The sequence below is a fragment of the Streptomyces sp. PKA51 genome, from assembly GCF_057552455.1.
Window position 1 is genome coordinate 1 of the sequence record NZ_BAAJPZ010000001.1, and the last position, 22,621, is coordinate 22,621.

Below are 22,621 nucleotides of genomic sequence, written 5' to 3' on the forward strand. Positions count from 1 at the left end.
CTCGCCGCGGCGGGGCTCGCCGCGTGGGGCGTCGAGCCCGCCGACCGCGACCACTACCTCGGCATCATCGAAGGCCGCTGCCGGCGCCGGGTCAACGGCGCCTCCTGGCAGGCCGCCACCTACCACCGCGCCCGGGAGCGGGGCCTGGACCGCGAGCAGGCGCTGGCGGCCACCACCCGGGAGTACTGCGAGCTGATGCGCACCGGCGACCCCGTGCACACCTGGCCGGACGGCGCCGGCGGCTGACCCGCGCCCGCCCCGGTTCGTCCCCGGTGCCCACGGTCGGGCAAGCTGTGACGACCGGACGGGCACGACATGGGCAGACGGAGGCGGCAGTGCGGCACAACGCTCCCGACGGCGGCGCGGGCACCGCGCCCGGCAGCGCGCCGGGCGGCGCCGGCGGGCCGTGGCCCGGCGAGGCGTTGCCCCGGCCCGTGATGCGGTCCGAGCTGCTGATCGTGCTGGCCCTCTCGCTCGGGGCCAGCGCCGTCGCCGCACTGATCAGCTTCATCGGGGCGGCGACCCGGCCCGGCGGCCTGAAGCACCAGGCCGCCACCCTCAACGCCTCCCACGCGCCCGGCCGTCCGTGGCTCGACCTGGCCTGGCAGCTGTTCGGCATCGCCACCGCGCTCGTGCCCGTCCTCCTCGTCGCCCACCTGCTGCTGCGCGAGGGCGCCGGGCCGCGGGCCATCGGCCTCGACCGCACCCGGCCCGGCTTCGACCTCACCCGCGGCGCCGGCCTCGCGGCGGCGATCGGCGGCACCGGGCTGTTGTTCTACCTCGCCGTCCGGGCGGCCGGCCTGAACCTGACCGTGGTCCCCGAGCACCTGCCCCACGTGTGGTGGCGGATCCCCGTACTGATCCTGTCCGCCGTGCAGAACGCGGTGCTCGAAGAGGTCGTGGTCGTCGGCTACCTGCTGCGCCGGCTCGGGCAGCTGGGCTGGTCGCCGGCGGCCGCCCTGGCCGCCAGCGCCGCCCTGCGCGGCTCGTACCACCTCTACCAGGGCATCGGCGGCCTCGTCGGCAACATGGTGATGGGCGTCGTCTTCGTCCTGCTGTACCGGCGCTGGCGGCGGGTGGGGCCGCTGGTGGCCGCGCACGCGCTCATCGACGTCGTGGCCTTCGTCGGGTACGCGCTCCTGGCCGGCAGGGTCGGCTGGCTGCCCACCGCCTGACGCCGCCCGCTCAGGCCAGCAGCTCGCCGTCGATCACGGTCACCGCCGAGCCCGTCAGCAGCGTCCGCTCGCCGCGCAGCGCCGTACGGACCAGACCACCGCGGGCGGACGCCTGGCGTCCCGTCAGGTCGGGGACGCCCAGCCGGCCGGACCACAACGGCGCCAGGGCCGTGTGCGCGCTGCCGGTCACCGGGTCCTCGTCGATGCCCACGTTGGGGAAGAAGCAGCGCGAGACGTAGTCGTAGCCGCGCGCGGGGTCCTCGGCGGGAGCCGTGGCGATCACACCCCGGCGCGCCTGGTGGCCGAGCGCGTGGAGATCGGGGGTCAGGGAGAGCACGCTGTGCTCGTCGGGCAGTTCGACCAGCAGGTCGCCCACCTGCGGGCCGGTGTCATGGGCGCTGAGCGGCACCGCGCCCAGGGCCTCGGCGATGTCCTCGGGCACCTCGACGGGGGTCAGGGGCGCGGTCGGGAAGTCCAGGGTGATCGTGCCGTCCTCGTGCGCCGTCGCGGTGAGCACCCCGCAGCGGGCGGCGAAGCGCACGGTGCCGGTGGCCGCGCCCGTGGTGCGCAGGACGTGCGCGGTGGCCAGCGTGGCGTGGCCGCACATGTCGACCTCGGTGGCCGGGGTGAACCAGCGCAGCGCCCAGTCGGCCGGCCCCCCGTCCGGCAGGCGGTGGGCGAAGGCCGTCTCGGCGTGGTTGACCTCGGTCGCCACGTGCTGCATCCACGCGGCGTCGGGGAAGGCGTCGGAGTCCAGCAGCAGGACGCCGGCCGGATTGCCGGTGAAGGGACGGTCGGTGAAGGCGTCGACGATACGAATCCGCATGCCCGGACCGTACGGACGACCGCGGCCGTGGGCCATGGCCAATCGGCGCGCAGTGGACCGGATTCCCGAGGGGGCGCCAGGACCGCAAAGGGGTGACGGTCCTGTCGATCACTGACATGATGCCGCGATGCAAGCGTCTGAGAGAAGAAGCGCCGGCCTGGGCCTCGCCCTGGTCTCCGCGCTGGCGTTCGGGGGTTCGGGGGTCGCGGCCAAGCCGCTCATCGAGGCGGGCCTGAACCCGCTGGAGGTGGTGTGGTTGCGCGTGGCGGGCGCGGCGCTGGTGCTCTCGCCCGTGGCCTGGCGCCATCGCGCCCTGCTCACGCGCCGCCCCGCGCTCCTGGCGGGGTTCGCGCTGCTCGCGGTGGCGGGCGTGCAGGCGTGCTACTTCGGGGCGATATCCCGTATCCCGGTCGGGGTCGCCATGCTCGTCGAGTATCTCGGCCCGGCGCTCCTGCTGGGCTGGGTGCGGTTCGTGCAGCGGCGGCCGGTGAGCCGGGCGGCCGTGATCGGCGTGGTGCTCGCCGCGGCCGGCCTGGCCTGCGTCGTCGAGGTGTGGGCCGGGCTGGCCTTCGACACCCTCGGCCTGCTGCTGGGCCTGGGCTCGGCCTGCTGCCAGGTCGGCTACTTCGTCCTCGCCGACCACGGCGGCGAGGACGCGGACGGCGGCGCGGACCCGCTGGGCGTCGTGGCCTTCGGACTTCTCGGCGGCGCCGCCCTGCTGACGGTGCTCGCCCGCCCCTGGGCCATGGACTGGGCGGTGCTCGCGGGCAGCGCCCGGATGAACGGTACGAACGTGCCGGCCGTGGTGCTGGTGTGCTGGGTGGTGCTGGTCGCGACCGTCGCGGCGTACGTCACCGGCGTGCTCTCGGTGCGCCGGCTCTCCCCGCAGGTCGCCGGGGTCGTCGCCTGCCTGGAGGCGGTCGTCGCCACCGTCCTGGCCTGGGTGCTGCTCGGCGAGCACCTCTCGGCCGCGCAGTCCGCGGGCGGTGCCATGGTGGTGCTCGGGGCCTTCGTCGCCCAGACCGCGACGCCCCGCAAGGCCCCGTCGGAACCGGTGGCCCGGGGGATGGGCCAGGCCGCCGGGGAGGCCACCGCCGGACGGGAGTTGTCCGGCGACGCCGGCAGGGCCTAGGCTGCGCGATCATGCCCATGACTGTTCTGCCGCCTCCCGCCGCGTAGCGCGGGCGGCCGCTCCTCGCACACCGGGCCCGGGGCACAAGGCTCCCGGGCCGGTCGGTGCTGCCCGCAGACGGACCACGTGATCTTTTCCGTCCTCTTCGCGGGAGAACAGTCGTGCACGACTCCTCCGCCCCGGCACGCCCTTCGGCGGTTCCGGTGGCTTCTGCACCCCTTCCCTCCGTCCCCGGCCCGTCCGTCGGCCGGGGGCTGCTCTTCGTGACCGTGGCGGCCGCCACCTGGGGCACGACCGGTGCGACGGCCGCGCTGGTCTTCGCCGGCAGCGGCCTCGGCCCCCTGGCCCTGACCTTCTGGCGCACCGCCGGCGGGCTCGTCCTGCTGCTGGCGGTACGGGCCCTGCGCCCGCGCCGTGCCCCGCAACCGCGGGGCGCGCGTGAGCCGTGGGGGCGGCGGTTCGCGCGCGTGACGGTCACCGGCCTGGGGCTGACCGTCTTCCAGGCCGCCTACTTCGCCGCCGTCGACGGCACCGGTACGGCGGTGGGCACCGTCGTCACCCTCGGGGCCTGCCCCGTCCTGGTCGCCCTGGGCGGCCGGCTGACCTCGGGCGAGCGGCTCGGCGCCGGTGGCCGCACGGCCGTGGCGGGGGCGGTCGCCGGCCTCGCCGTACTGATGCTGGGCGGTGACGCCGCGGGCGGCGTGCGCCCGGCCGGTGTCGCCTGGGGCCTGGTCTCGGCGGCGGGCTACGCGGTGCTCACCCTGCACTCCCGGCACCTGGGCCGCGCGGGCCGGGGCACCGATCCGCTGACCACCACCGTGACGTCGTTCGCGGTGGGCACGGTGTGCCTGCTGGCGCCGGCCGTCGCCGAGGGCCTGTGGCCCTCGGCGCACCACCTGGGGCGCACCCTGGGGCTGCTGGGCTACCTGGTGACGGTGCCGACGGCGCTGGCGTACGGACTCTTCTTCGCCGGGCTCGTGGTCGTGCGGGCCACCACGGTCGCGGTGATCACCCTGCTGGAGCCGGTGACGGCGGCGGTCATCGCGGTGCTCCTGCTCGGCGAACGGCTGTCCGCCACCACGGCGCTGGGCACGGCGGTGCTGCTGGGCGCGGTGGCGGCGCTCGCCGTCGCCGAGGCCCGCGGTGGCGGGGACGCGGTGGTCAGCGGCCGGTGAGGTAGGCGGGCACGAGGGCGCCCGGGTCCTGGTCGGGGGCCGGGACGGGCGCCCCGTACACCGTGGTGACGGGCACGACGCCGCTCCAGTGCGGCAGGGCCGCGTCCGCGGCGTCGTTGACCGGCGGGGCGTTGCGGATCTTGGCGGAGACCTCGGCCAGGTCCACGCGCAGCACCGCGGTCGCGGCCACCTCCTTGCGGGTGGCGGGCCGGCAGTCCGCCGAGCGCCCCGGCACCGCCTGGTCGACCAGGGCGTCGAGGGCCGTGGCGAGCTCCTCGGCGTCCGTCACCGGCCGGGCGGTGCCCCGGATCACCACCGAGCGGTAGTTGAGGGTGTGGTTGAAGGCGGAGCGGGCGAGGACCAGCCCGTCGACGTGCGTGACGGTCACGCAGACCGGCATGCCGGGCTCGGGGGCCTCGCCGGCCGCGCGCAACGGCCGCGAGCCGGTGGAGCCGTGTATGTACAGGCGCTCGCCGACGCGCCCGTAGAGGGTGGGCAGGACGACGGGCGCGCCGTCGCGCACGAAGCCCAGGTGGCACACGTAGCCGTCGTCGAGGATCGCATGGACGGTCGCGCGGTCGTAGCGGGCGCGCTCGCGGTAGCGGGTGGGAGTGGTGCGCTCGGTCTGCTCGTACGACATTGCAGGCTCCATTGCACTAGTGCATACTGTGTTTTGTGCTAGGAGAGTATCGGATCGAGGGACGCCGCGCAGCCGACATCTCGGCGAGCGTGGAGCGGGCCGTGGGCGAGGGGAAGCTCCCTCCGGGTGAACTGCTGCCGCCCATGCGGGAGTTGGCCGTCGAGCTGGGGGTCAACCCGAATACCGTGGCCGCCGCCTACCGCATGCTGCGCGACCGCGGCGTGATCGAGACCGCCGGCCGCCGCGGCAGCCGGGTGCGCCACCGGCCGGCCAGCGCGCCCCGCGACGCCCTGCGCGTCGAGGTGCCCGACAGCGCGCGCGACCTCTCCGGGGGCAGCCCCGACCCCGCCCTGCTGCCGCCGCTCGGCGCGGCCCTGGCCGCCGCGGCCGAGCGCGCCCGCACCGACCCCGTCCTGTACGGCCGGCCCGCGGTGGACAGCGAGTTCGAGCAGGCGGCCCGGGCGGCCCTCGCGCACGACGGCGTGCCCCGGGGCCCGCTCGCCGTCACCTCCGGCTCCCTCGACGGCATCGAGCGCGTGCTCGCCGCCCACCTGCGGCCCGGCGACGCCGTGGCCGTGGAGGACCCGGGCTGGGGCAGCGTCCTCGACCTCGTCCCCGCGCTCGGCATGCGGGCCGTGCCGGTGGCCGTCGACGACGACGGCCCGCTCGCCGACTCCGCCGACCGCGCACTGGCCCAGGGCGCCCGCGCCCTGATCGTCACCTGCCGCGCGCAGAACCCCACGGGCGCCGCCATCGGCGCCGGCCGCGCCCGCGCGTTGCGCGCCGTCCTCGCCCGGCACCCGCACACCCTGCTCGTCGAGGACGACCACGCCCACGGCATCGTCGACCTGCCGCTGCACCCCCTGGCCGGCGCCACCACCCACTGGGCGCTCGTGCGTTCCGTCGCCAAGGCCTACGGGCCCGACCTGCGGCTGGCCGTGCTCACCGGCGACGCCGTCACCATGGACCGCGTCCGCGGGCGGCAGCGGCTCGGTTCGGGCTGGGTGAGCCACGTGCTGCAGGACGCCGTGCTGCACCTGTGGCGCACCGGGGCGGTGGACGCCGCCGAGGTGGCCGCCTCGTACGGGCGCCGGCGCGAGGCGCTCGTCGCGGCGCTGCGCGCGCGGGGGATCGCCGCCCACGGCCGCAGCGGCATGAACGTCTGGGTGCCGGTGCCCGACGAGACGGCGGTCGTGACGCGGCTGCTGCAGGCCGGCTGGGGCGTGTCGCCCGGTGCCCGCTTCCGCCTCGCCTCGCCGCCCGGGATACGCCTGACCGTCTCGCCGCTGACCGTCGCCGACATGGAAAAGGTCGCCGACGCGGTGGCGTCGGCGACCTTCCCCCTGCCTGCCGGGCGTTACGACTGAGCGGCCTTGCTCCCGTCGGCGTCCGCGGCGGACCGGGCCACCACGTTCCCGCGGTCGTCCGTCCGGCCGCCCGGGCCCCTGCTCTGCGTCAGCCAGGCGCCGGCCAGCACGATCAGGGCACCGAGCGGCACGTTCCAGGTGAGCCGCTCGCCCAGGACGAGCACCCCGGCCCCCGTCGCGACCACCGGGATCAGATACGTCGTCATGGTCGCCGTCGTCGGCCCCACCTCGGCCACCAGCCCGTACTGCATCAGGAAGGCGAGCCCCGTGCCGAGCGCGCCCAGCGCGAAGACCGCCAGCAGCGGCATCACGGGCAGCGCCGTCGGCAGCGGGCTGATCAGCGGGGCGACGACGGCCAGCTGCACGGCCCCCAGAAACAGCTGCGTGGCCGACATCGACAGGTGGGAGTCACCGGTGCCCGACAGGGTGCGCCGGACGTAGACCCAGCCCACCGCATAGCTGGCGGAGGCGATCAGCGCCATCGCGGTGCCCTTGGGGTCCTGGCCGGAGAAGCCCTGCCAGATCCCCAGCACCACCAGCACGCCGACGAAGCCGAGCCCCAGACCGGCGAAACGGCGCCGCGTCGGGCGGTCCTCCGAGAGCGCCACCAGGGCGACCAGCATGCCCCACAGCGGGGTCGTGGCGTTGCAGATCCCGGCGAGCGTCGAGGGGATGGTCAGCTCGGCGTAGGCGAAGAGCGTGAACGGGAAGGCGTTGCACAGGAAGGCGGCCACCGCCAGGTGCGCCCAGGTGCGCGGCGGCCGCGGCGGCCGGTCGCGCTTAACCAGGAGCACCACGGCGAGCACGGCCGAGCCGAAGAACATCCGGCCGAACGACACGTACGGCGGCGCGTAGCCGTCGGTGCCGACCTTGATGAACAGGAAGCTGAAGCCCCAGATCACGGAGAGCACGCCGAAGCGGATCCGCCAGTCGACAGCGGTGCGCCCCCGGCCGGTGGGAGCGGGGGCGCTGGAGGTGTCCGGAGTGGTGGATGGGGAGGAAGCGGCAGGGGGCCCAGGCGGTGCGACGGTGCTCATGACACCCACAATGAAGGCCGGAATCTCGTAGGACAAGCGAATTAATCTTGAGGGCTTCGCGTAGCATCGCTTACATGTTGAACCTGGAGCGCCTGCGCACCCTGCACGCCGTCGCCCGCCACGGATCCGTCAGCGGCGCCGCCGAGGGCCTGCACGTGACCACGTCCGCGGTCTCCCAGCAGCTGTCCAAGCTCGAACGGGAGGCCGGACAGCAACTGCTGGTCAAGAGCGGCCGCGGCGTGCGGCTGACGGACGCCGGACGGCTGCTCGCCGAGCACGCCTCGCGCATCCTCTCCCAGGTCGAGCTCGCCCAGTCCGACCTGGAGGCCCAGCGCGGGCACGCCGTCGGGCAGGTGCTGCTCGGCGCCTTCCCCACCGCCGCCCGCGGCCTGTTCCCCGCCGTCCTCGCCGGGCTGCGCACCGAGCACCCCCAGCTGCGCACGCGCCTGGTGGAGATGGAGCAGGACGAGGCCGTGCCCCGCGTGGTCAGCGGCGACATCGACCTCGCCGTCGTCCTCGACTGGTACAACAAGCCGCTGCCCGTGCCCGAGGAACTGATGCGCACCCCGGTCCTCGACGACCCCGTCGACCTCGCGGTGCCCGCCGGCCACCCGCTCGCCGACCGCCCCGACGCCGAGCTGGAGGACTTCGCCGACGAGGAATGGATCTCCTGGCCCCGGGGCGAGTTCTGCCACGACTGGCTGCTGTCCACGCTGCGCGGCAAGGGCATCGAGCCCCGCATCTCGCACATGGCCGACGAACACCCCACCCAGCTCGCCCTCGTCGCGGCCGGGCTCGGCGTCGCCGTCGCCCCCCGGCTGGGCCGCGGCCCGGTGCCGGAGGGCGTGCGCACCGTGCCCGTACGGCACACGATGTGCCGGCACGTCTTCGCCATCTGGCGCGCCGACGCCGACCGCCGGCCCTCCGTGCGGGCCGTCGTCGAGGCGCTGCGCGCCGCGGGCAGCCGGCACGGCGGCCGCTGCCCGGCCGACGCCGCGGGCGCCGTGCCGGCCGGCGTCTGACAGGAGGCGACGCCCGGCTCCCGCCTCCGCGTCGGCGCGGCCGGAGGCGGGCGGGTCAGCGGGGGAGCTTGCGGAAGTCCCACGAGACGACCGCCTGCGGGGTCAGCCGCAGCCAGGCGTGCCGTCCGTCGTGGGGGATCGCGGCGAGCCCGAAGTACTTCGCGGCGAACAAACGCTCCGGCGTGTGCAGTTCCGGGCACGGCTCGCCCGTGCGCGGCGCCTCCCCGACCCGGACGGCGGTGCCCGACAGCTCCGCGCCGCGCAGCTCCCCGTACTCCTGCCCGTCGTCGACCACGACGGCCACACGCGCGTCCCGGCGCAGGTCCGCCCAGCGCCGGCTGCGGGTCAGGGAGTACAGCCACACCGCCGCGCCGTCCCAGACGAACCACAGCGGTCCCACGTGCGGCCGCCCGTCCGGGCCGGCCGTCGCCACCCGGCAGGTGCGGCTGCCGGTCAGGAAGGCGTCGAGCTCGGCCGGGGTCATCATCGCCCGGCGTCCGCGCCGCTGGCCGGCCGGCATGGCCCACCCCCGCTCCGGTCGCCGTCCGGCCGTCCGCCGGACGTCCGCCACGAAGGATGGGCCCCTTTGCCGGCCCGCGCAATCACCCCAGCACGAGAGAGTCCCCGCTGACCGACACCTTCTGCGCGGGCAGCGGCCGCTGGGCCGGGCCGCCGCGCACGCTGCCGTCGGTCACCGAGAAGCGGCTGTGGTGGCAGGGGCAGTTGATGATGCCGTCCGTGACGTCCTGCACCAGGCAGCCCTGATGCGTGCACACCGCGGAGAAGGCCCTAAACTCGCCCTTCGCCGGCTGCGTGACCACCACCTTGCGGTCGGCGAACACCTTTCCGCCGCCCACGGGGACGTCCGCCGCCTTGCCCAGCGCCTCGCCCGCGCCCGCCGGCCGGTCGCCGTCGCCGCCGGTGGCGGCGGAGCCCGAGGAGCCCGAGGAGCCGGAGGAGGACGTGCTGCCGCCGCCGCAGGCGGCGAGGACGGCGGCCAGGGAGGCGGCCGAGGCGGCCGCGACGACGCCGCGGCGGGTCGCACCGGCGGGGACGAGGGAGGAATGCGTCATGATCGTTTTCCTTCGCTGTTCTCGGGCCCGTGGGGCGCGAGGAGCCGCGCCCCACCGGTTCGACGACGGGTACGGCCGGACGGCCCCGGCTGTTCAACGACGCCATGACATGCCGAGTAACCTGGGGCGATGCTCCCCGAAGTCACGGCCACCCGTTACGTCGCGCCGCTGCGCGAGGGCGGGTCGCTCCCCGGCATCGTCGAGGCCGACGATCTCGGCACGTACGTCATGAAGTTCACCGGCGCCGGACAGGGCCCCAAGACGCTCGTCGCCGAGGTGATCTGCGGGCAGCTCGGCCGCCGCCTGGGCCTGCGGATCCCGGACCTGGCGCAGATCCTGCTGGACCCGGTCATCGGCCGCGGCGAGCCCGACCAGGAGGTCCAGGCGCTGCTCAAGGCCAGCGGCGGCCTCAACCTCGGCATGGACTTCCTGCCCGGCGCCCTCGGCTTCGACCCGCTCGCCTTCGAGCCCGACCCGGTGGAGGCCGGGCGCGTGATCTGGTTCGACGCGCTGATCAACAATGTCGACCGCTCCTGGCGCAACCCCAACCTGCTCGTCTGGCACGGGCGGATGTGGCTGATCGACCACGGGGCCACCATGATCTGGCACCACAACTGGCCGCGCGCCCGGACCGCGGCCGCCAAGCCGTACGACGCCTCCGACCACGTACTGGCGACCTTCCGCCCCGACCTGGCCGCGGCCGCCGCCGAGCTCGCGCCCCGGGTCACCGAGGAGCTGCTGACCGAGGTCGTCGCCGACGTCCCCGACGAGTGGCTGGCCGGGGAGCCGGGCTTCGACGACCCCGACGCCGTGCGCCGCGCCTACGTCGAGGTGCTGCTGGAGCGCGCACCGGTCGTCGGCGCGGGCATCACCATCGGCGAACGCACCGCCGACCTGCCCTCCCAGGCGCCGGAGTGGGTACGTGTCAGGCTCGACGGAAAGGCCGCGAAGTGACGGGCCGCAGCACCACCGCACGTGACGGCAGCACCGCACGTGAGGTCTTCGAGTACGCGCTGCTGCGCGTCGTGCCGCGCGTGGAGCGCGGCGAGCAGATCAACGCCGGAGTCGTCGTCTACTGCCAGGCCAAGGCGTACGTCGCCGCCCGTGTCCACCTGGACGAGGCCCGGCTGCTGGCCCTGGACCCCACCGCCGACGTCGCGGGCGTGCGCGCAGCGCTGCACGCGGTGGAGGGCGTGTGCGCGGGCGGCGAGCGCGCCGGCCAGGCGGCGTGCGACGACGCGGGCCGTCGCTTCCGCTGGCTGATCGCCCCCCGCAGCACGGTCGTCCAGCCCGGGCCCGTGCACACCGGGCTGACCTGCGACCCGGAGCGGGAGTCCGAGCGCCTGCTCGACCTGCTGGTGAAGTAGCCGATCCGGCCGGGGCACGCCCCCGGCCGGATCGGGCGTTGACAGTGCGTGGTGCGGCTTCTAGCGTCTGATCACCGACGCTACTGAGCGGTTGCTCACTCGCGGCTCCGTGGCGGGTGGGCCGCCCCCGACCTGAGGAGTACCCGCATGTCCACCACCGAGCAGCGCGTCGCCCTCGTCACGGGCGCGGCCCGCGGCATCGGCGCCGCCACCGCCGTGCGCCTGGCCGCCGACGGGTACGCCGTCGCCGTGCTCGACCTCGACGAGGCGGCCTGCGCGGACACCGTGGCGCGGATCACCGGCGCCGGGGGCAGGGCGCTCGCCGTCGGCTGCGACGTCTCCGACGCCGCCGCGGTGGAGGCCGCCGTCGCCCGCGTCGCCGAGGAGCTCGGCCCGCCCGTCGTCCTCGTCAACAACGCCGGCGTGCTGCGCGACAACCTCCTGTTCAAGATGAGCGAGAGCGACTGGGACACGGTGCTGAACGTGCACCTGCGCGGCGCGTTCCTGATGTCGCGCGCCTGCCAGAAGCACATGGTGGACGCCGGCTTCGGCCGCATCGTCAACCTCTCCAGCAGCTCGGCCCTCGGCAACCGTGGCCAGGCCAACTACGCCGCCGCCAAGGCGGGCATGCAGGGCCTGACCAAGACGCTCGCCAAGGAACTCGGCAAGTTCGGCATCACCGCCAACTCGGTCGCACCCGGCTTCATCGCCACCCACATGACGGCCGCCACGGCCGAGCGCGTCGGCATGGGCTTCGACGACTTCAAGGCCGCGGCCGCGAGCCAGATCCCGGTGCAGCGCGTCGGCGAGCCCGAGGACGTCGCCAACGCCATCGCCTTCTTCGCCGGCGAGCAGGCCGGATTCGTCTCCGGCCAGGTGCTCTACGTGGCCGGCGGCCCGCTCGACTGACGGGCGTACCGACCGAAGCACCGACCCACGCACCGACCGACCCGGCCGAGGAACGGAAAAAAGGACCATGAGCGCACCGCAGCAGGAGGGCACCGGACGCGTCGCCCTGGTCACCGGCGCCAGCCGGGGCATCGGCTACGGCATCGCCGAGGCGCTCGTCGCCCGCGGCGACCGGGTCGTGATCACCGGGCGCAGCGCGGACGCCCTGCAGGAGGCCACCGAGCGCCTCGGCGCCGACCGGGCGGTCGGCGTGCAGGGCAAGGCCCACGACGAGGCCCACCAGGCCGCCGCCGTCGAGCGGGCCATGGAGACCTTCGGCCGGGTGGACTACCTGGTCAACAACGCCGGGACGAACCCGGTGTTCGGGCCGCTGGCCGAGGTCGACCTGGCGGTGGCCCGCAAGGTCTTCGAGACCAACGTCGTCTCGGCGCTCGGCTTCGCCCAGCAGACCTGGAAGGCCTGGCAGAAGGACCACGGCGGCGCGATCCTCAACATCGCCTCCGTCGCCGGTCTCGCGCCCTCCCCGTTCGTCGGCGCGTACGGCATGAGCAAGGCCGCCATGGTCAACCTCACGCTGCAGCTGGCGCACGAGTTCGCGCCCGGCGTCCGGGTCAACGCCATCGCCCCGGCGGTGGTCAAGACGAAGTTCGCCGCCGCCCTGTACGAGGGGCGCGAGGAGGAGGCCGCGGCCGCCTACCCGCTGCGGCGGCTGGGCCTGCCGCAGGACGTCGCCGGCGCCGCCGCCTTCCTGCTGTCCGACGCGGCGGGCTGGGTGACCGGGCAGACCCTCGTCGTGGACGGCGGTTTGTTCCTCAACGCCGGTTTCTGAAGGCCCCGGGGCGGTCGCCGGAAGGACCGTGCGGACGGCGTTGTCAGTGGCCACCGGTAAGTTCTGGCACGAGAACGGAACGAACCTTCGGAGGTTGCGACGTGACCGTCACCGACGTGCTGCCCGAGTCCTGGCACGCTGTCCTCGCCGAGGAGCTGGAGAAGCCCTACTTCAAGGAGCTCACCGAGTTCGTCGAGGAGGAGCGGACGAAGGCCCCGGTGTACCCGCCCCGCGGGGAGGTCTTCGCCGCCCTGGAGGCCACGCCGTACGACCGGGTCAAGGTCCTCATCCTCGGCCAGGACCCCTACCACGGCCCCGGCCAGGGCCACGGCCTGTGCTTCTCGGTGCGCCCCGGCGTCCGTACGCCGCCCTCCCTGCGCAACATCTACAAGGAGATGTGCGACGAGCTCGGCCACGACGTGCCCGACAACGGCTACCTGATGCCGTGGGCCGAGCAGGGCGTCCTGCTGCTCAACGCGGTGCTGACGGTGCGCGGCGGAGAGCCCAACTCGCACAAGGGCAAGGGCTGGGAGAAGTTCACCGACGCGGTCATCCGCGCGGTGGCCGCCCGCCAGGACCCGGCCGTCTTCGTGCTGTGGGGCAACTACGCGCAGAAGAAGCTGCCCCTGATCGACCAGGAGCGCCACGTCGTGGTCAAGGGCGCCCACCCCTCGCCGCTGTCGGCGAAGAAGTTCATGGGCAGCAAGCCCTTCACCCAGATCAACGAGGCCATCGCGTCCCAGGGCCACGAGCCCATCGACTGGCGGATCCCGGACCTGCAGGTCTGAGACGCCCCACCGCACCCCGTCGCACCGCCGCCGGGCGCTCGCGGTGCTCAGCGCCCGTAGACCTGGCGGCAGATGCGCGAGGCGTCGCCCCCCTGCTGCCAGCGGCCGTACGTCTCGCCCAGGGCGCACACCCCGGTGCCGCCGCGGCCGGGCGGGGCCGCGGGCGGCGCCGCCCGCCGCGGCTCCTGCTCGCGCCCCTGCTCGTGCTCCTGATCGTCCTCGTGCCGCTCCTGCCGGGAGCGCTCCGGCGGGGCGGGAGTCCGCGGGGGCCGGGCGGGAGCGGTGAGAAGCGGGGGAGCGGACAGCGTCGGGGGAGGCGCCGCGTCGTCCGAGGGGGCCGGGCCCGTGGAGCCGGCAGAACCACCGGCAGGTGGCCTCGCCGCGCCACCGTTGTTGCCGCCGTCGCCCGGTCCGCCGAGCGGCTGCGCGACGCGGCCGTCGGTCCCCACCGCGCCGGGTGCCGGCCCGGGTACGGGCGTCCCGCCGGCCGAGCCGGCCGAGCCGTCCGGGCCGACCGGACCGTCCGGACCGTCCGGGCCCGCCGGGGCCCCGGGTGTGGCGGGCGCCGGTGGGCCGGAGGCGTCGGGCCCGGTGACGGCCAGGGACTCGCGGTCCGGGCCGTGGATCAGCCGGGGCGCGCCGGCCGCACCGGCCGGGCCCTGCGGGGGCAGGTGACGGGGGACGGAGACACAGCCGGCGGCGGCCGCCATGGCCACCGCCACCCAGACCGTCGCAGCGGGCACTCGATGCACCCGCCCAACGCTGCTGTCCCGCAGGGTGCGTTGGGAATGCCCCGCGCGGGCGAAGACGATGCGCGGGGTCGCCCCGCGCGCGGGTCAGTCGCCCGTCGCGCCGTCGATGCGCTCGCGGATGAGGTCCGCGTGGCCGTTGTGCCGCGCGTACTCCTCGATCATGTGCGTGAGGATCCAGCGCAGGGTGATCGGGTCGGTGCGCGAGCGGTGCCGGCCCAGGCTCGCGTCGTCCAGCGAGCGGGCCGCGGCCCGCTCCCGGGCCACGGAGATCTCCTGCTGCCAGGTGGCGTACGCCTCGTCGCCGGAGTCCTCGGCGGTGACGAGGAAGTCCTTGTCGGGTTCGGCGTCGGTGTAGTAGATCGGCCGGGCGTCCTCGGCGTCCAGGACACGGCGGAACCAGTAGCGTTCGACCTCGGCCATGTGTCGCATGAGCCCCATCAGCGACATGACGGACGGCGGCACGGACGCCTCGCGCAGCTGCTCGTCGGTGAGGTCGGCGCACTTCAGGGCGAGGGTCGCCCGGTGGTGGTCGAGCCACCCTTCGAGCATCTCGCGTTCCCCGGCGTAGGTTGACGGCTTGGGGCGTTCCGACGTGATCGTGATCATGCCGTCCATGATGGACGCCGAGCGGGACGCTGCGCCACGGAATTGCGCCGGCGACCGGCGCCCCTTACGGGGCGGGCCGCAGGGCTCCGCGCAGGAGCTCGGTGACCCCGCGGTGCAGCTCCGCCCGGCCGGGTGTCTCGGCGTGGTACGAGCCGGCGGCGCAGGCGAACATCATGCCCTCGCACCACGCCACGAGCGACAGCGCGTGCCGCTCGGGCTCGGTGGAGCCCGCCGCCGCCATCAGGGCCACCACCGGCTCGCGGAACCGCTTCCTGCCGGTGGCGTCGTAGATGGCGCGCAACTCCGGTCGGCGCGCGGCCTCCAGGGCCAGCTCGTAGCGGGCGAGCAGCAGTTCGCGCGGTCCGGTCAGCGAGCGGTGCAGCGCGAGGGCGATCGCCTCGGCCAGGGCGTCGAGCCCGGCCGCCGGATCCGGCATCTCCCGCGGCGTGAGCACCTCTTCCTCCCGCTCGCCCAGCCGGCGCACCGCCGCCTCCAGCAGGGCGGCCCGGGTGCGGGCGAGGTTGGAGGTCGAGCCCGTCGGCAGTCCGGCGGCCTCGTCGACGGCGCGGTGGGTCAGCCCGCGCATCCCGCGCTCGGCGAGGAGGACGAGGGCGGTGTCGGCGATCAGCTGGGCGCGCGACGGGGTGGGGGCGGTGTGCCGGGTGGTGCCGGACTTCTCGGAACGCACGGCTCCAATCTACCGGCCGCCTACCGGCCTCACTACACCTGTAGTAACGTCGTTCCGTGAAACTACAGCTGTAGTGACCGGAGGTTCTTGTGCCCGTCCCCGCGTCCGCACCCCGCGCCGTCGTCATCGGCGGCGGGATCGGCGGCCTGACCGCCGCTGCCGCCCTGCACCACGACGGCTGGGCCGTCACCGTCCTCGAACGCGCCGCCGCCCTGGAGCCCGTCGGCGCCGGCATCGCCCTCGCCCCCAACGCCCAGCGCGCCCTGGACACCTTCGGCGCCGGCGACGACGTCCGGGCCCTGTCCGCCTGGCAGTCCGACGGCGGAGTGCGCCTGCCCGGCGGCCGCTGGCTCTCCCGTACCGACGGCGAGGCCGCCGCCCGGCGCTTCGGCGGCCCCGTCGCCCTCGTCCACCGCGCCGACCTCGCCGGCCTGCTCGCCGCCCGGCTCCCCGACGGCGCCGTGCGCACCGGTGCCCCCGCCGCCCTCGCCGACCCCGGCGGCCCCGGCCGGCCCGCCCGCGTCACCGCCCCCGGCGGCGACCTCGAAGCCGAACTCGTCGTCGCCGCCGACGGCATCCACTCCGCCGCCCGCGCCGTCCTCTTCCCCGGCCACCCCGCGCCCCGCTACACCGGAGCCACCGTCTGGCGGTTCGTGGCGCCCGCCCCGAGCTCCCCCTTCACCCCGCACGAGACCTGGGGACGCGGCCGCATCTGGGGCACCGTCCCCCTCTCCGGCGGCCGCGTCTACGCCTACGCCCAGGCCAACGCACCCCGCCGGGCCGCCTCGCCGGGCGGCGACCTCGCCCAGCTCCGCCGCCTCTTCGGCGACTGGCACCACCCCGTGCCCGACCTGCTCGACGCCGTCGACCCCGCGGCGATCCTGCGCAACGACGTCCACGCCATGACCGCCCCGCTCCCGGCCCACCACCGCGGCCGCGTCGCCGTCATCGGCGACGCCGCCCACGCCATGCCGCCCAACATCGGCCAGGGCGGCTGCCAGGCCGTCGAGGACGCCGTCGTCCTCGCCCACGTCCTCGCCGGCGCCGGCGACGACGTGCCGGCGGCCCTGGAGGACTACACCCGGCTCCGCCTGCCCCGCACGACGGCGGTCGTCCGGCGTGCGGAGCGCGTCGCCCGGCTCACCCGCCTTGCCTCACCCCTGGCCTGCGCCCTGCGTGCGGCCGCCGTGACCACGGCCGACCGCCTCGGCCCCCGCACGGTCCTGCGCAGCCTCGACGGCATCGCCGACTGGCACCCCCCGGCCCGGCCGCCCCGGCCGACGCCGGTCGCATGACGGCGCGGTCCGGTGCCGTCCGGCCCGTCACGCCCGTCACACCCGCCCGGCCCGTCCGGCGAGGGAGGACTCGGGGCGAAGCCCGGTCCGCGGGCTCGGCGGCGCGAGCGGGCGGCAGGCCCCGCCCGGAAACGGCGCAAGGCCGGGACCGGGGCTCAGCCGCCCGCAGGGTTCCGCATCGCCGCCCAGCGGAAGAACTCCGCCGCGCAATAGACCGCGAGCACCGCGAGCGCTGCGTACACCGCCCAGTCCCCGGCCCGGACGTACGGGCTCTCGCCCCGCGCCAGCGGCACGTCGTAGACGGCAGCCGCGCTGCGGTCCGTGCCCAGCCGCTCGCCGGTGATCCGGCCGCGCGGATCGGCCACCGTGCTCACCCCGGTGAGCGTCGCGTGCACCACCGGCCGCCATGTCTCGGCGGCACGCAGCGCGGCCAGCGAGGCGTGCTGAGCCGGCGCCCAGCTGTCCTGGAAGGTGGACGTCGCCGACTGCGCCACCAGCACCTGCGCCCCGTCCCGCGTCAATTGCCGGGTCATGTCGGGGAACGCCGACTCGAAGCACACCAGCGGGCCGAGCCGCAGGCCGCTGCCGCGCGTGTCGGGCAGCCGCATCACGACCTGCTTCTCCCCGCGCATCCGGTCCTCGCCCGCCGCCTTGCCCACCGAGGTGGCCCAGCCCAGCACCGAGCGGGCCGGGACGTACTCGCCGAAGGGCACCAGCCGCATCTTGTCGTAGCGGTCGCCGGTGGGGCCGTCGGGGCCGACGAGCACCGAACTCTTGAAGATGCCGGGCTTGTCCGAGCGGCGGGCGTCCACGTTGACCAGCAGGTCCGCGCCGACCGTGCGGGAGAGCGCGGCCAGGCGCGCGCTCAGGTCCGGCCGCCGCCCCAGGTCCTGGCCCACACTGCTCTCGCCCCACACCACCAGGTCCAGCCGCTGCCCGGCCAGCCTGCGGGTGAGGTCCTCCTGCACATCGAAACGGCGCTGCACGCTGCCGGCTCCGTCGACGACCCCGGGCTGGACGACGGCGATACGGGCGGTGCCGGCGAGGGCGGGCACCGGTGCGCACAGCCACACCGCGCACACCAGCGCCGCGCACCCGGTCAGGCCCGTCGCCGCGGCGGCCCGGGCGCGGGGCGCGCACAGCAGTGCCGCCAGTGCGGTGTTGACGGCCACCAGCACCAGGCCGACGAGCCACACCCCGCCCACGGACGCCAGTCGCAGGGCGGGGGCGACCTGCCACTGGCTGGCGCCCAGCAGGCCCCACGGGCCGCCCAAGTACTCCCAGGAGCGGACGAGTTCGACCAGCAGCCAGCCGGACGGCACCACCAGCAGCGCCGCCGCCACCCGGCCGGGCCCGGGAGCGCCGCCCAGCAGCCGGTGGACGGCCAGCCCCCACGGCAGCCACAACAGGCCCAGCAGGGCGGCCAGTACGAGGATGAAGACGTGCAGGCTCGGCAGCAGCCAGTGGTGCACCGCGAGCAGGAAGCCGGCCCCGCCCAGCCAGCCCTCCAGCGCCGCCCGCCGGGCGCTTCCGGCGGAGCGGAGCAGCAGCAGCCACGGCACGAGGGCCACCCAGGCCAGCCACCACAGCGCGGGAGCCGGGAAGGCCAGGGCCGGCAGCGCCCCCGCGGCCAGGGCGGCAAGGGCCCGCCACCACGGCGTGGCGAGGAACCGGGCCGGTCGCTCCGCCCACGACCGCAGCGTCATGACGTCTCTCCCTCGTGCGCCCCCGTCACCAGTGTGGGGGATGCCCGGTGGCCTGTCCGCGTCACCACGCGGGGGCGAGATCCGGCCATGCGCGGGACGACTCCGCTTATGGCGGATCATGGGGAGAAATCCTCGACAACGGTGTGCAATATTCAACCGTTCCTACTCCCCTGGAAAATGCGTTTGGCTTGATGCGATCGAAAACGATCCGAACCGATCCTTGCGCTCCGCGCCGGAACCTCGTGCGCCGGTGGCGCATGCGGGTTATCCGCCCCCCGACGTGGGCAGGTACCGCGCAAAAGCGGACAGGAACGCTGCAGTCGGCCTGGGGAGGCGGCGTGACACGCGTACGGGATCGGATCAAGGTCCAGCCCCTGGAGAACGTTCCTTTCTACTGCCCGATACCGCCGGCCATGCATCCGCGGGTTCGCGAACTCGACCACATCTCCGTGGAGTGGATGCTGCAGAAACAGCTGGACACGTCGCGGCAGCAACGCAAGCGACTGAGCCAGTGCGACTTCGGCGGGCTCACGGCCAAGACCATGCCCTACGGGCAGATGGGCCCCCTCAGCGTCGTGGCGAAGATGCACTCCGTGCTCTTCTCCCTCGACGACGCCCTGTGCGACGAGTCGCGGGCCACCGCCCACGGCCTCGCCCACGCGACCTCGCGCATCATGCGCGTCCTGGAGGCGCCCTCGCCCGCGTGGCCCGACGACTCGCCGCACGCGGCCGCGCTGCGCGCGATCCGCACCGAGCTCGCCGACTACGCCAGCCCCCGGCAACTGCGCCGCTGGACCGAGGGCATGCGCATCTACCTGTCGGGCCTGGTGTGGGAGGCGGCCTGTCGCAGGGACCGGGTGCTGCCCACCCTGAACGACTACGCCGCGATGTGGATGCGCGCGATAGGCATGGCGCCCTCGACGGCGCTCATGGACATCGCGGGCGGCTACGACCTGCCCGACCAGGAGCTCGACCGGCCCGAGGTCAGAGCTCTCACCGAGATGACCTGGACCCTCGTCGCATGGGACAACGACTTCTATTCGCGCAACAAGGAGATCCACCGTGCCGGTGACCATCTCAATTTGATCGACGTCCTCGCCCACGAGCGCGGTACGTCGCCCGCCAAGGTGCAGGCCGAGGCCATGGCGATGCGCGACCGCGTCATGACCTGCTTCCTGCGCCTGCGCGAACAGGTCTGGCGCCGCGCCGGGGTGGAGCTGCGCTGCTACCTGGTCGCGCTCGGCCAGTTCGTCCGGGGCCACCTCGACTGGGCGGCCTCCTGCTCCCGGTACGCCGACCCCCGTACGGTGGACCTCTCCGCCTGGTGGGCGACGCGGCCCTCGGACGACAGCACGGCACCGTTGCCCGTCCCGTCGATCGCCTGGTGGTGGGACCTGCTGGAGCAGGACGGCTACGACGACTACGACCGTCGCAGCCAGTTCGTCAGCGACCTCCACCAGGAGGACCGCCCGGCGGACGGCGCGGGTGCCCGCGACGGCGCCGGGATGGCCACCGACTGCGCGGGGCTCCCGGTCTGAACGTCCGCGTCCGGCCCGGAGGTCAGCTCGGGCCGGCGCGGCCGGTGCGCGGTGAACCGCACCGGCAGCGACGTCAGGTGGCGTGACATCAGGGACGAGCGGTAGGTCAGCTCGGACTCCTCGACGGCGAGCGTGAGGTCGGGCAGTCGCAGCAGCAGGGCATCGATGCCCGTGCCCGCGATGGCCCGGCCCACGTCCTGCCCGGGGCACTCGTGCGCGCCGCCACTGAAGGCCAGGTGGGCGCGGTTGCCGTGGATGGGCGCGTCCAGGTCGGGGCGCACGGCCGTGTCCATGTTGGCCGCGGCCAGGCCCAGCACCAGCGCGTCGCCCGCCTTGATCGGCTGGCCGGCGAGCTCGGTGTCCTGGGTCGCCCACCGGCCCAGGATGGTGATGAACGGCGGCTCGTCCCACAGCACCTGCTCGACCGCGTCCGGCAGCGTCATGTGGCCGCCCGCCAGCGACGCCCGGAAGCGCACGTCGGTGAGCACCATCTTCAGCGTGTTGGCGATGAGGTTCGCGGTCGTCTCGAACGCGGCGATCAGCACCAGGCGCAGGTGCTGCTGCACCTCGTCGTCCGACAGGCCGGAGGGGTGCTCCAGCATCCAGGTGGTGAAGTCGGCCCCGGGCTGCACGCGCTTGCGGGCCACCAGCTTGCGCAGGGTCTCCTGCACGAACTCGTTGCTCGCGACGGCCGTCTCCGTGCCCTTGATCATGTCGCGGGCGGCGCTCACCAGCCGGGGACTGTACTCCTCCGGCATGCCCAGCAGCTGCGTCATCGCCATCATCGGCAGGTGCTCGGCGAACTGCCCCACGAGATCGGCCGTGCCCGCCGCGCAGAAGTGGTCGACCAGCTGGTTCGCGCACTCCGTCACATGCCGGCGGATGCCGCGCTTGTCGAAGCGTGCGATGCCGTCGTTGACGGCGCCGCGCCAGCGCTCGTGCTCCTGGCCGTCGGCGAAGACGCACACCGGCTGCCAGGTGGAGATCGGCGCCAGCGGGTGGTCGGGGGTGAGCCTGCCCTCGCGCATGTCCCGCCAGTGCCGCGAGTCCCGGGAGAAGCGGGAGGGGGTGCGCGTGACGTCCAGGTTCTCCCGGTAGCCCAGCACCAGCCAGGCGGGCAGGTCGCCGTGCAGCAGCACCGGGGCCACCGGGCCGTGCTCGGTGCGCAGCCGCTCGTACAGGCCGTACGGATCGGCCTCGGCCTGCGGGCCGTACAGCCGCGTCACCCCGCCGGGGCCCCGGCCGCCCAGGGCGTGGGCCGGGCACTGCGGCGGGGGAGCGGTCAGGGAGTCGGTGCTGGCGTGTTCGGGGGGGTTGGTCACTGTGTCTCCGCGGAAACGGTGGTCAGGGTGTAGAGGTAGCGCATGAGCGCCATGAGCGTGTCGCGGCAGGAGGAGCGGTCGCGGGCGTCGCAGTCGACCATGGGCACGGTCTCGTCCAGGTCCATGGCCACCCGCAGCTCGGACATGGGGTACCTCGGGGCGCCGGGAAAGGCGTTGACCGCGACGACGAACGGCACGCCCCGCTCCTCCAGGCGGCCGATGACGTCGTAGCTGACCTCCATCCGGCGGGTGTCGAGCAGCACCACGGCACCCAGGGCGCCCTCGAACAGCCCGTTCCACAGGAACCAGAACCGCTCCTGGCCGGGCGTGCCGAAGAGGTAGAGCACCAGCTGGTCGTTGATGCTGATGCGACCGAAGTCCATGGCGACGGTGGTCTCGGTCTTGTGCTCGATGCCCGCCAGGTCGTCCACGCCGACCCCGGCCTGGGTCATCGTCTCCTCGGTGGTCAGCGGCCGGATCTCGCTGACCGAGCCGACCAGGGTCGTCTTGCCGACCCCGAAGCCTCCGACGATCACGACCTTCACGGCCGCGGTGGCGGTGGCAGGAAGGATGTCCTCGCTGCGCGGCCCGGCGTAGCCGTCAGAGCTTTTGTAGTCCATGCATCACCGCCTCAAGGAGACTGACGTCGGGCAGCGCCGCCGCCGGGATCGGGGGCCGGGCCTCCACCCGGCCGCGGGAGAGCAGCTCGGTGAGCACGGGTGTCAGCGTGCTCACCGGCAGCTCGAGGTACGCGGATATCTCCGCCACGGACAGCGGGTAGTCGCACATGCGCACCACGGCGGCGTGCTCCGGCTGCAGACCCGGGTCGGGCTCGCTGCGGGAGACGACCAGCGTCACCAGGTCCAGGTGCGGGGCGGAGGACCTGGCCTCGCCCTCGCCGCCGAGGATGTAGAGCCGGTCGGGGTTGCCGGGCGGCTCGGCGCCGGGCTGCCGGGGGTTCTGCGGTGCGCTCATGTCACCGACCCGCTGACCCGGGGCGGACTGGTCAGGTGGGAGCCGATGCGCGCCACCAGGTCGCGCATCTTCATGCCCATCAGCCCGGCGTCCACGTCGTCGTCGGCCAGCACGGCCAGGTAGGCCCCCGCGCCGGCGGCCATCAGGTAGAAGAACCCGCCGTCGACCTCGATCACCACCAGCCGCATCTCGCCGTCCCCGTGCGGGAACTCCGAGGCGATGGCGGTCGAGAGGCTCTGCAGGCCGGCACAGGCGGCGGCCAGCCGGTCGGCCACCTCCGCCTCCGTACCGTACTGGGCCATGCGCAGGCCGTCCGACGACAGCACGATCACGTGGCGGGTCTGGGGGACGCTGGTGGCCAGGTCCTTGAGCATCCAGTCCATGTTGAACCGCGGCTGC

25 protein-coding genes and 1 pseudogene are annotated in these 22,621 nt (G+C 74.7%); 13 read left to right on the forward strand and 13 right to left on the reverse strand.

All coding sequences use genetic code 11. The features are described 5' to 3' along the window. Positions 1-246 (forward strand): annotated as a pseudogene (locus AC27L3_RS00005) (glutamate--cysteine ligase); the annotation flags it as partial. A 191-nt stretch (positions 247-437) separates the two neighbouring features. Next, positions 438-1,175, forward strand: coding sequence for a CPBP family intramembrane glutamic endopeptidase (locus tag AC27L3_RS00010; protein WP_487232281.1), 738 nt, complete (start codon positions 438-440; stop codon positions 1,173-1,175). A 10-nt stretch (positions 1,176-1,185) separates the two neighbouring features. On the opposite strand, the gene AC27L3_RS00015 is transcribed toward AC27L3_RS00010, so the two are convergent. Continuing rightward, positions 1,186-2,001, reverse strand: a complete 816-nt coding sequence (locus AC27L3_RS00015) for a PhzF family phenazine biosynthesis protein (protein ID WP_487231849.1) — start codon at positions 1,999-2,001, stop codon at positions 1,186-1,188. Positions 2,002-2,128: 127 nt separating this feature from the next. On the opposite strand from AC27L3_RS00015, the gene AC27L3_RS00020 reads away from it, so the two are divergent. Beyond that, complete coding sequence (locus AC27L3_RS00020) at positions 2,129-3,133, forward strand: EamA family transporter (RefSeq protein WP_487231850.1); 1,005 nt, start codon at positions 2,129-2,131, stop codon at positions 3,131-3,133. A 203-nt stretch (positions 3,134-3,336) separates the two neighbouring features. Further along, complete coding sequence (locus AC27L3_RS00025; RefSeq protein ID WP_487231851.1) at positions 3,337-4,308, forward strand: DMT family transporter; 972 nt, start codon at positions 3,337-3,339, stop codon at positions 4,306-4,308. Here AC27L3_RS00025 and AC27L3_RS00030 read toward each other — a convergent pair. Continuing rightward, positions 4,295-4,948, reverse strand: coding sequence for a pyridoxamine 5'-phosphate oxidase family protein (locus AC27L3_RS00030; protein WP_487231852.1), 654 nt, complete (start codon positions 4,946-4,948; stop codon positions 4,295-4,297). The two genes, AC27L3_RS00025 and AC27L3_RS00030, sit on opposite strands and share 14 nt — an antisense overlap. Positions 4,949-4,983: 35 nt before the next feature. Between AC27L3_RS00030 and AC27L3_RS00035 the strand changes: the two genes are divergently transcribed. Beyond that, entirely contained in the window at positions 4,984-6,315 is a 1,332-nt protein-coding gene (locus tag AC27L3_RS00035) for an aminotransferase class I/II-fold pyridoxal phosphate-dependent enzyme (RefSeq protein WP_487231853.1), read from the forward strand. On the opposite strand, the gene AC27L3_RS00040 is transcribed toward AC27L3_RS00035, so the two are convergent. Further along, positions 6,306-7,352: a DMT family transporter gene (locus tag AC27L3_RS00040; protein WP_487231854.1), complete on the reverse strand. Its 1,047-nt coding sequence runs from the start codon at positions 7,350-7,352 to the stop codon at positions 6,306-6,308. The two genes, AC27L3_RS00035 and AC27L3_RS00040, sit on opposite strands and share 10 nt — an antisense overlap. Before the next feature lie 74 nt (positions 7,353-7,426). On the opposite strand from AC27L3_RS00040, the gene AC27L3_RS00045 reads away from it, so the two are divergent. Next, positions 7,427-8,374, forward strand: coding sequence for a LysR family transcriptional regulator (locus AC27L3_RS00045; RefSeq protein WP_487231855.1), 948 nt, complete (start codon positions 7,427-7,429; stop codon positions 8,372-8,374). A 55-nt stretch (positions 8,375-8,429) separates the two neighbouring features. Here AC27L3_RS00045 and AC27L3_RS00050 read toward each other — a convergent pair whose 3' ends face one another. Together AC27L3_RS00050 and AC27L3_RS00055 are read right to left on the reverse strand one after the other, a co-directional pair. Further along, positions 8,430-8,894 carry a pyridoxamine 5'-phosphate oxidase family protein gene (locus AC27L3_RS00050; protein ID WP_487232282.1) on the reverse strand — a complete coding sequence of 155 codons (465 nt, stop codon included), beginning with the start codon at positions 8,892-8,894 and terminating at the stop codon, positions 8,430-8,432. A gap of 82 nt (positions 8,895-8,976) precedes the next feature. Beyond that, positions 8,977-9,447: a Rieske (2Fe-2S) protein gene (locus AC27L3_RS00055; protein WP_487231856.1), complete on the reverse strand. Its 471-nt coding sequence runs from the start codon at positions 9,445-9,447 to the stop codon at positions 8,977-8,979. Between the two features lie 129 nt (positions 9,448-9,576). On the opposite strand from AC27L3_RS00055, the gene AC27L3_RS00060 reads away from it, so the two are divergent. From AC27L3_RS00060 to AC27L3_RS00080, 5 genes are all read left to right on the forward strand, one after another. Further along, complete coding sequence (locus AC27L3_RS00060) at positions 9,577-10,401, forward strand: HipA family kinase (protein WP_487231857.1); 825 nt, start codon at positions 9,577-9,579, stop codon at positions 10,399-10,401. After that, complete coding sequence (locus tag AC27L3_RS00065; protein WP_365968514.1) at positions 10,398-10,814, forward strand: DUF3037 domain-containing protein; 417 nt, start codon at positions 10,398-10,400, stop codon at positions 10,812-10,814. Before AC27L3_RS00060 ends, AC27L3_RS00065 begins: the two co-directional genes overlap by 4 nt. A gap of 147 nt (positions 10,815-10,961) precedes the next feature. Next, a complete protein-coding gene (fabG, locus tag AC27L3_RS00070) occupies positions 10,962-11,723 on the forward strand; it encodes a 3-oxoacyl-ACP reductase FabG (RefSeq protein ID WP_487231858.1) in 762 nt (253 codons plus the stop codon). 67 nt (positions 11,724-11,790) lie between these two features. Further along, complete coding sequence (locus tag AC27L3_RS00075; RefSeq protein ID WP_487231859.1) at positions 11,791-12,552, forward strand: SDR family oxidoreductase; 762 nt, start codon at positions 11,791-11,793, stop codon at positions 12,550-12,552. Positions 12,553-12,653: 101 nt separating this feature from the next. Next, positions 12,654-13,340: a uracil-DNA glycosylase gene (locus tag AC27L3_RS00080; RefSeq protein WP_487231860.1), complete on the forward strand. Its 687-nt coding sequence runs from the start codon at positions 12,654-12,656 to the stop codon at positions 13,338-13,340. A 47-nt stretch (positions 13,341-13,387) separates the two neighbouring features. Here the strand turns inward: AC27L3_RS00080 and AC27L3_RS00085 are convergent, their stop codons facing one another. The 3 genes from AC27L3_RS00085 to AC27L3_RS00095 form a co-directional block, all read right to left on the reverse strand. Continuing rightward, complete coding sequence (locus AC27L3_RS00085) at positions 13,388-14,083, reverse strand: hypothetical protein (protein ID WP_487231861.1); 696 nt, start codon at positions 14,081-14,083, stop codon at positions 13,388-13,390. Positions 14,084-14,176: 93 nt separating this feature from the next. Further along, entirely contained in the window at positions 14,177-14,689 is a 513-nt protein-coding gene (locus AC27L3_RS00090) for a DinB family protein (protein ID WP_487232283.1), read from the reverse strand. A 73-nt stretch (positions 14,690-14,762) separates the two neighbouring features. After that, a complete protein-coding gene (locus AC27L3_RS00095) occupies positions 14,763-15,386 on the reverse strand; it encodes a TetR/AcrR family transcriptional regulator (protein ID WP_487231862.1) in 624 nt (207 codons plus the stop codon). A gap of 89 nt (positions 15,387-15,475) precedes the next feature. Here AC27L3_RS00095 and AC27L3_RS00100 point away from each other — a divergent pair, with 89 nt between their 5' ends. Then, positions 15,476-16,681 carry an FAD-dependent monooxygenase gene (locus AC27L3_RS00100; RefSeq protein ID WP_487231863.1) on the forward strand — a complete coding sequence of 402 codons (1,206 nt, stop codon included), beginning with the start codon at positions 15,476-15,478 and terminating at the stop codon, positions 16,679-16,681. 155 nt (positions 16,682-16,836) lie between these two features. On the opposite strand, the gene lnt is transcribed toward AC27L3_RS00100, so the two are convergent. Further along, positions 16,837-18,387: an apolipoprotein N-acyltransferase gene (gene lnt / locus AC27L3_RS00105; protein ID WP_487231864.1), complete on the reverse strand. Its 1,551-nt coding sequence runs from the start codon at positions 18,385-18,387 to the stop codon at positions 16,837-16,839. Positions 18,388-18,800: 413 nt separating this feature from the next. Here lnt and AC27L3_RS00110 point away from each other — a divergent pair, with 413 nt between their 5' ends. Beyond that, the gene (locus AC27L3_RS00110; RefSeq protein WP_487231865.1) at positions 18,801-19,925 is read left to right on the forward strand and encodes a terpene synthase family protein; all 1,125 of its coding nucleotides are present in this window, start codon (positions 18,801-18,803) and stop codon (positions 19,923-19,925) included. Here the strand turns inward: AC27L3_RS00110 and AC27L3_RS00115 are convergent. The 4 genes from AC27L3_RS00115 to AC27L3_RS00130 are packed head-to-tail and all read right to left on the reverse strand — an operon-like array spanning position 19,808 to position 22,605. Next, positions 19,808-21,247 carry a cytochrome P450 gene (locus tag AC27L3_RS00115; RefSeq protein WP_487231866.1) on the reverse strand — a complete coding sequence of 480 codons (1,440 nt, stop codon included), beginning with the start codon at positions 21,245-21,247 and terminating at the stop codon, positions 19,808-19,810. The two genes, AC27L3_RS00110 and AC27L3_RS00115, sit on opposite strands and share 118 nt — an antisense overlap. Then, positions 21,244-21,867 carry a GTP-binding protein gene (locus AC27L3_RS00120; RefSeq protein WP_344433323.1) on the reverse strand — a complete coding sequence of 208 codons (624 nt, stop codon included), beginning with the start codon at positions 21,865-21,867 and terminating at the stop codon, positions 21,244-21,246. Before AC27L3_RS00120 ends, AC27L3_RS00115 begins: the two co-directional genes overlap by 4 nt. Further along, a complete protein-coding gene (locus tag AC27L3_RS00125) occupies positions 21,848-22,222 on the reverse strand; it encodes a DUF742 domain-containing protein (RefSeq protein WP_487231867.1) in 375 nt (124 codons plus the stop codon). The genes AC27L3_RS00120 and AC27L3_RS00125 overlap by 20 nt, the downstream gene beginning before the upstream one ends. Then, on the reverse strand, positions 22,219-22,605 hold the full coding sequence (locus AC27L3_RS00130; protein WP_344433665.1) for a roadblock/LC7 domain-containing protein: 387 nt from the start codon (positions 22,603-22,605) through the stop codon (positions 22,219-22,221). Before AC27L3_RS00130 ends, AC27L3_RS00125 begins: the two co-directional genes overlap by 4 nt. Positions 22,606-22,621: the final 16 nt, after the last annotated feature.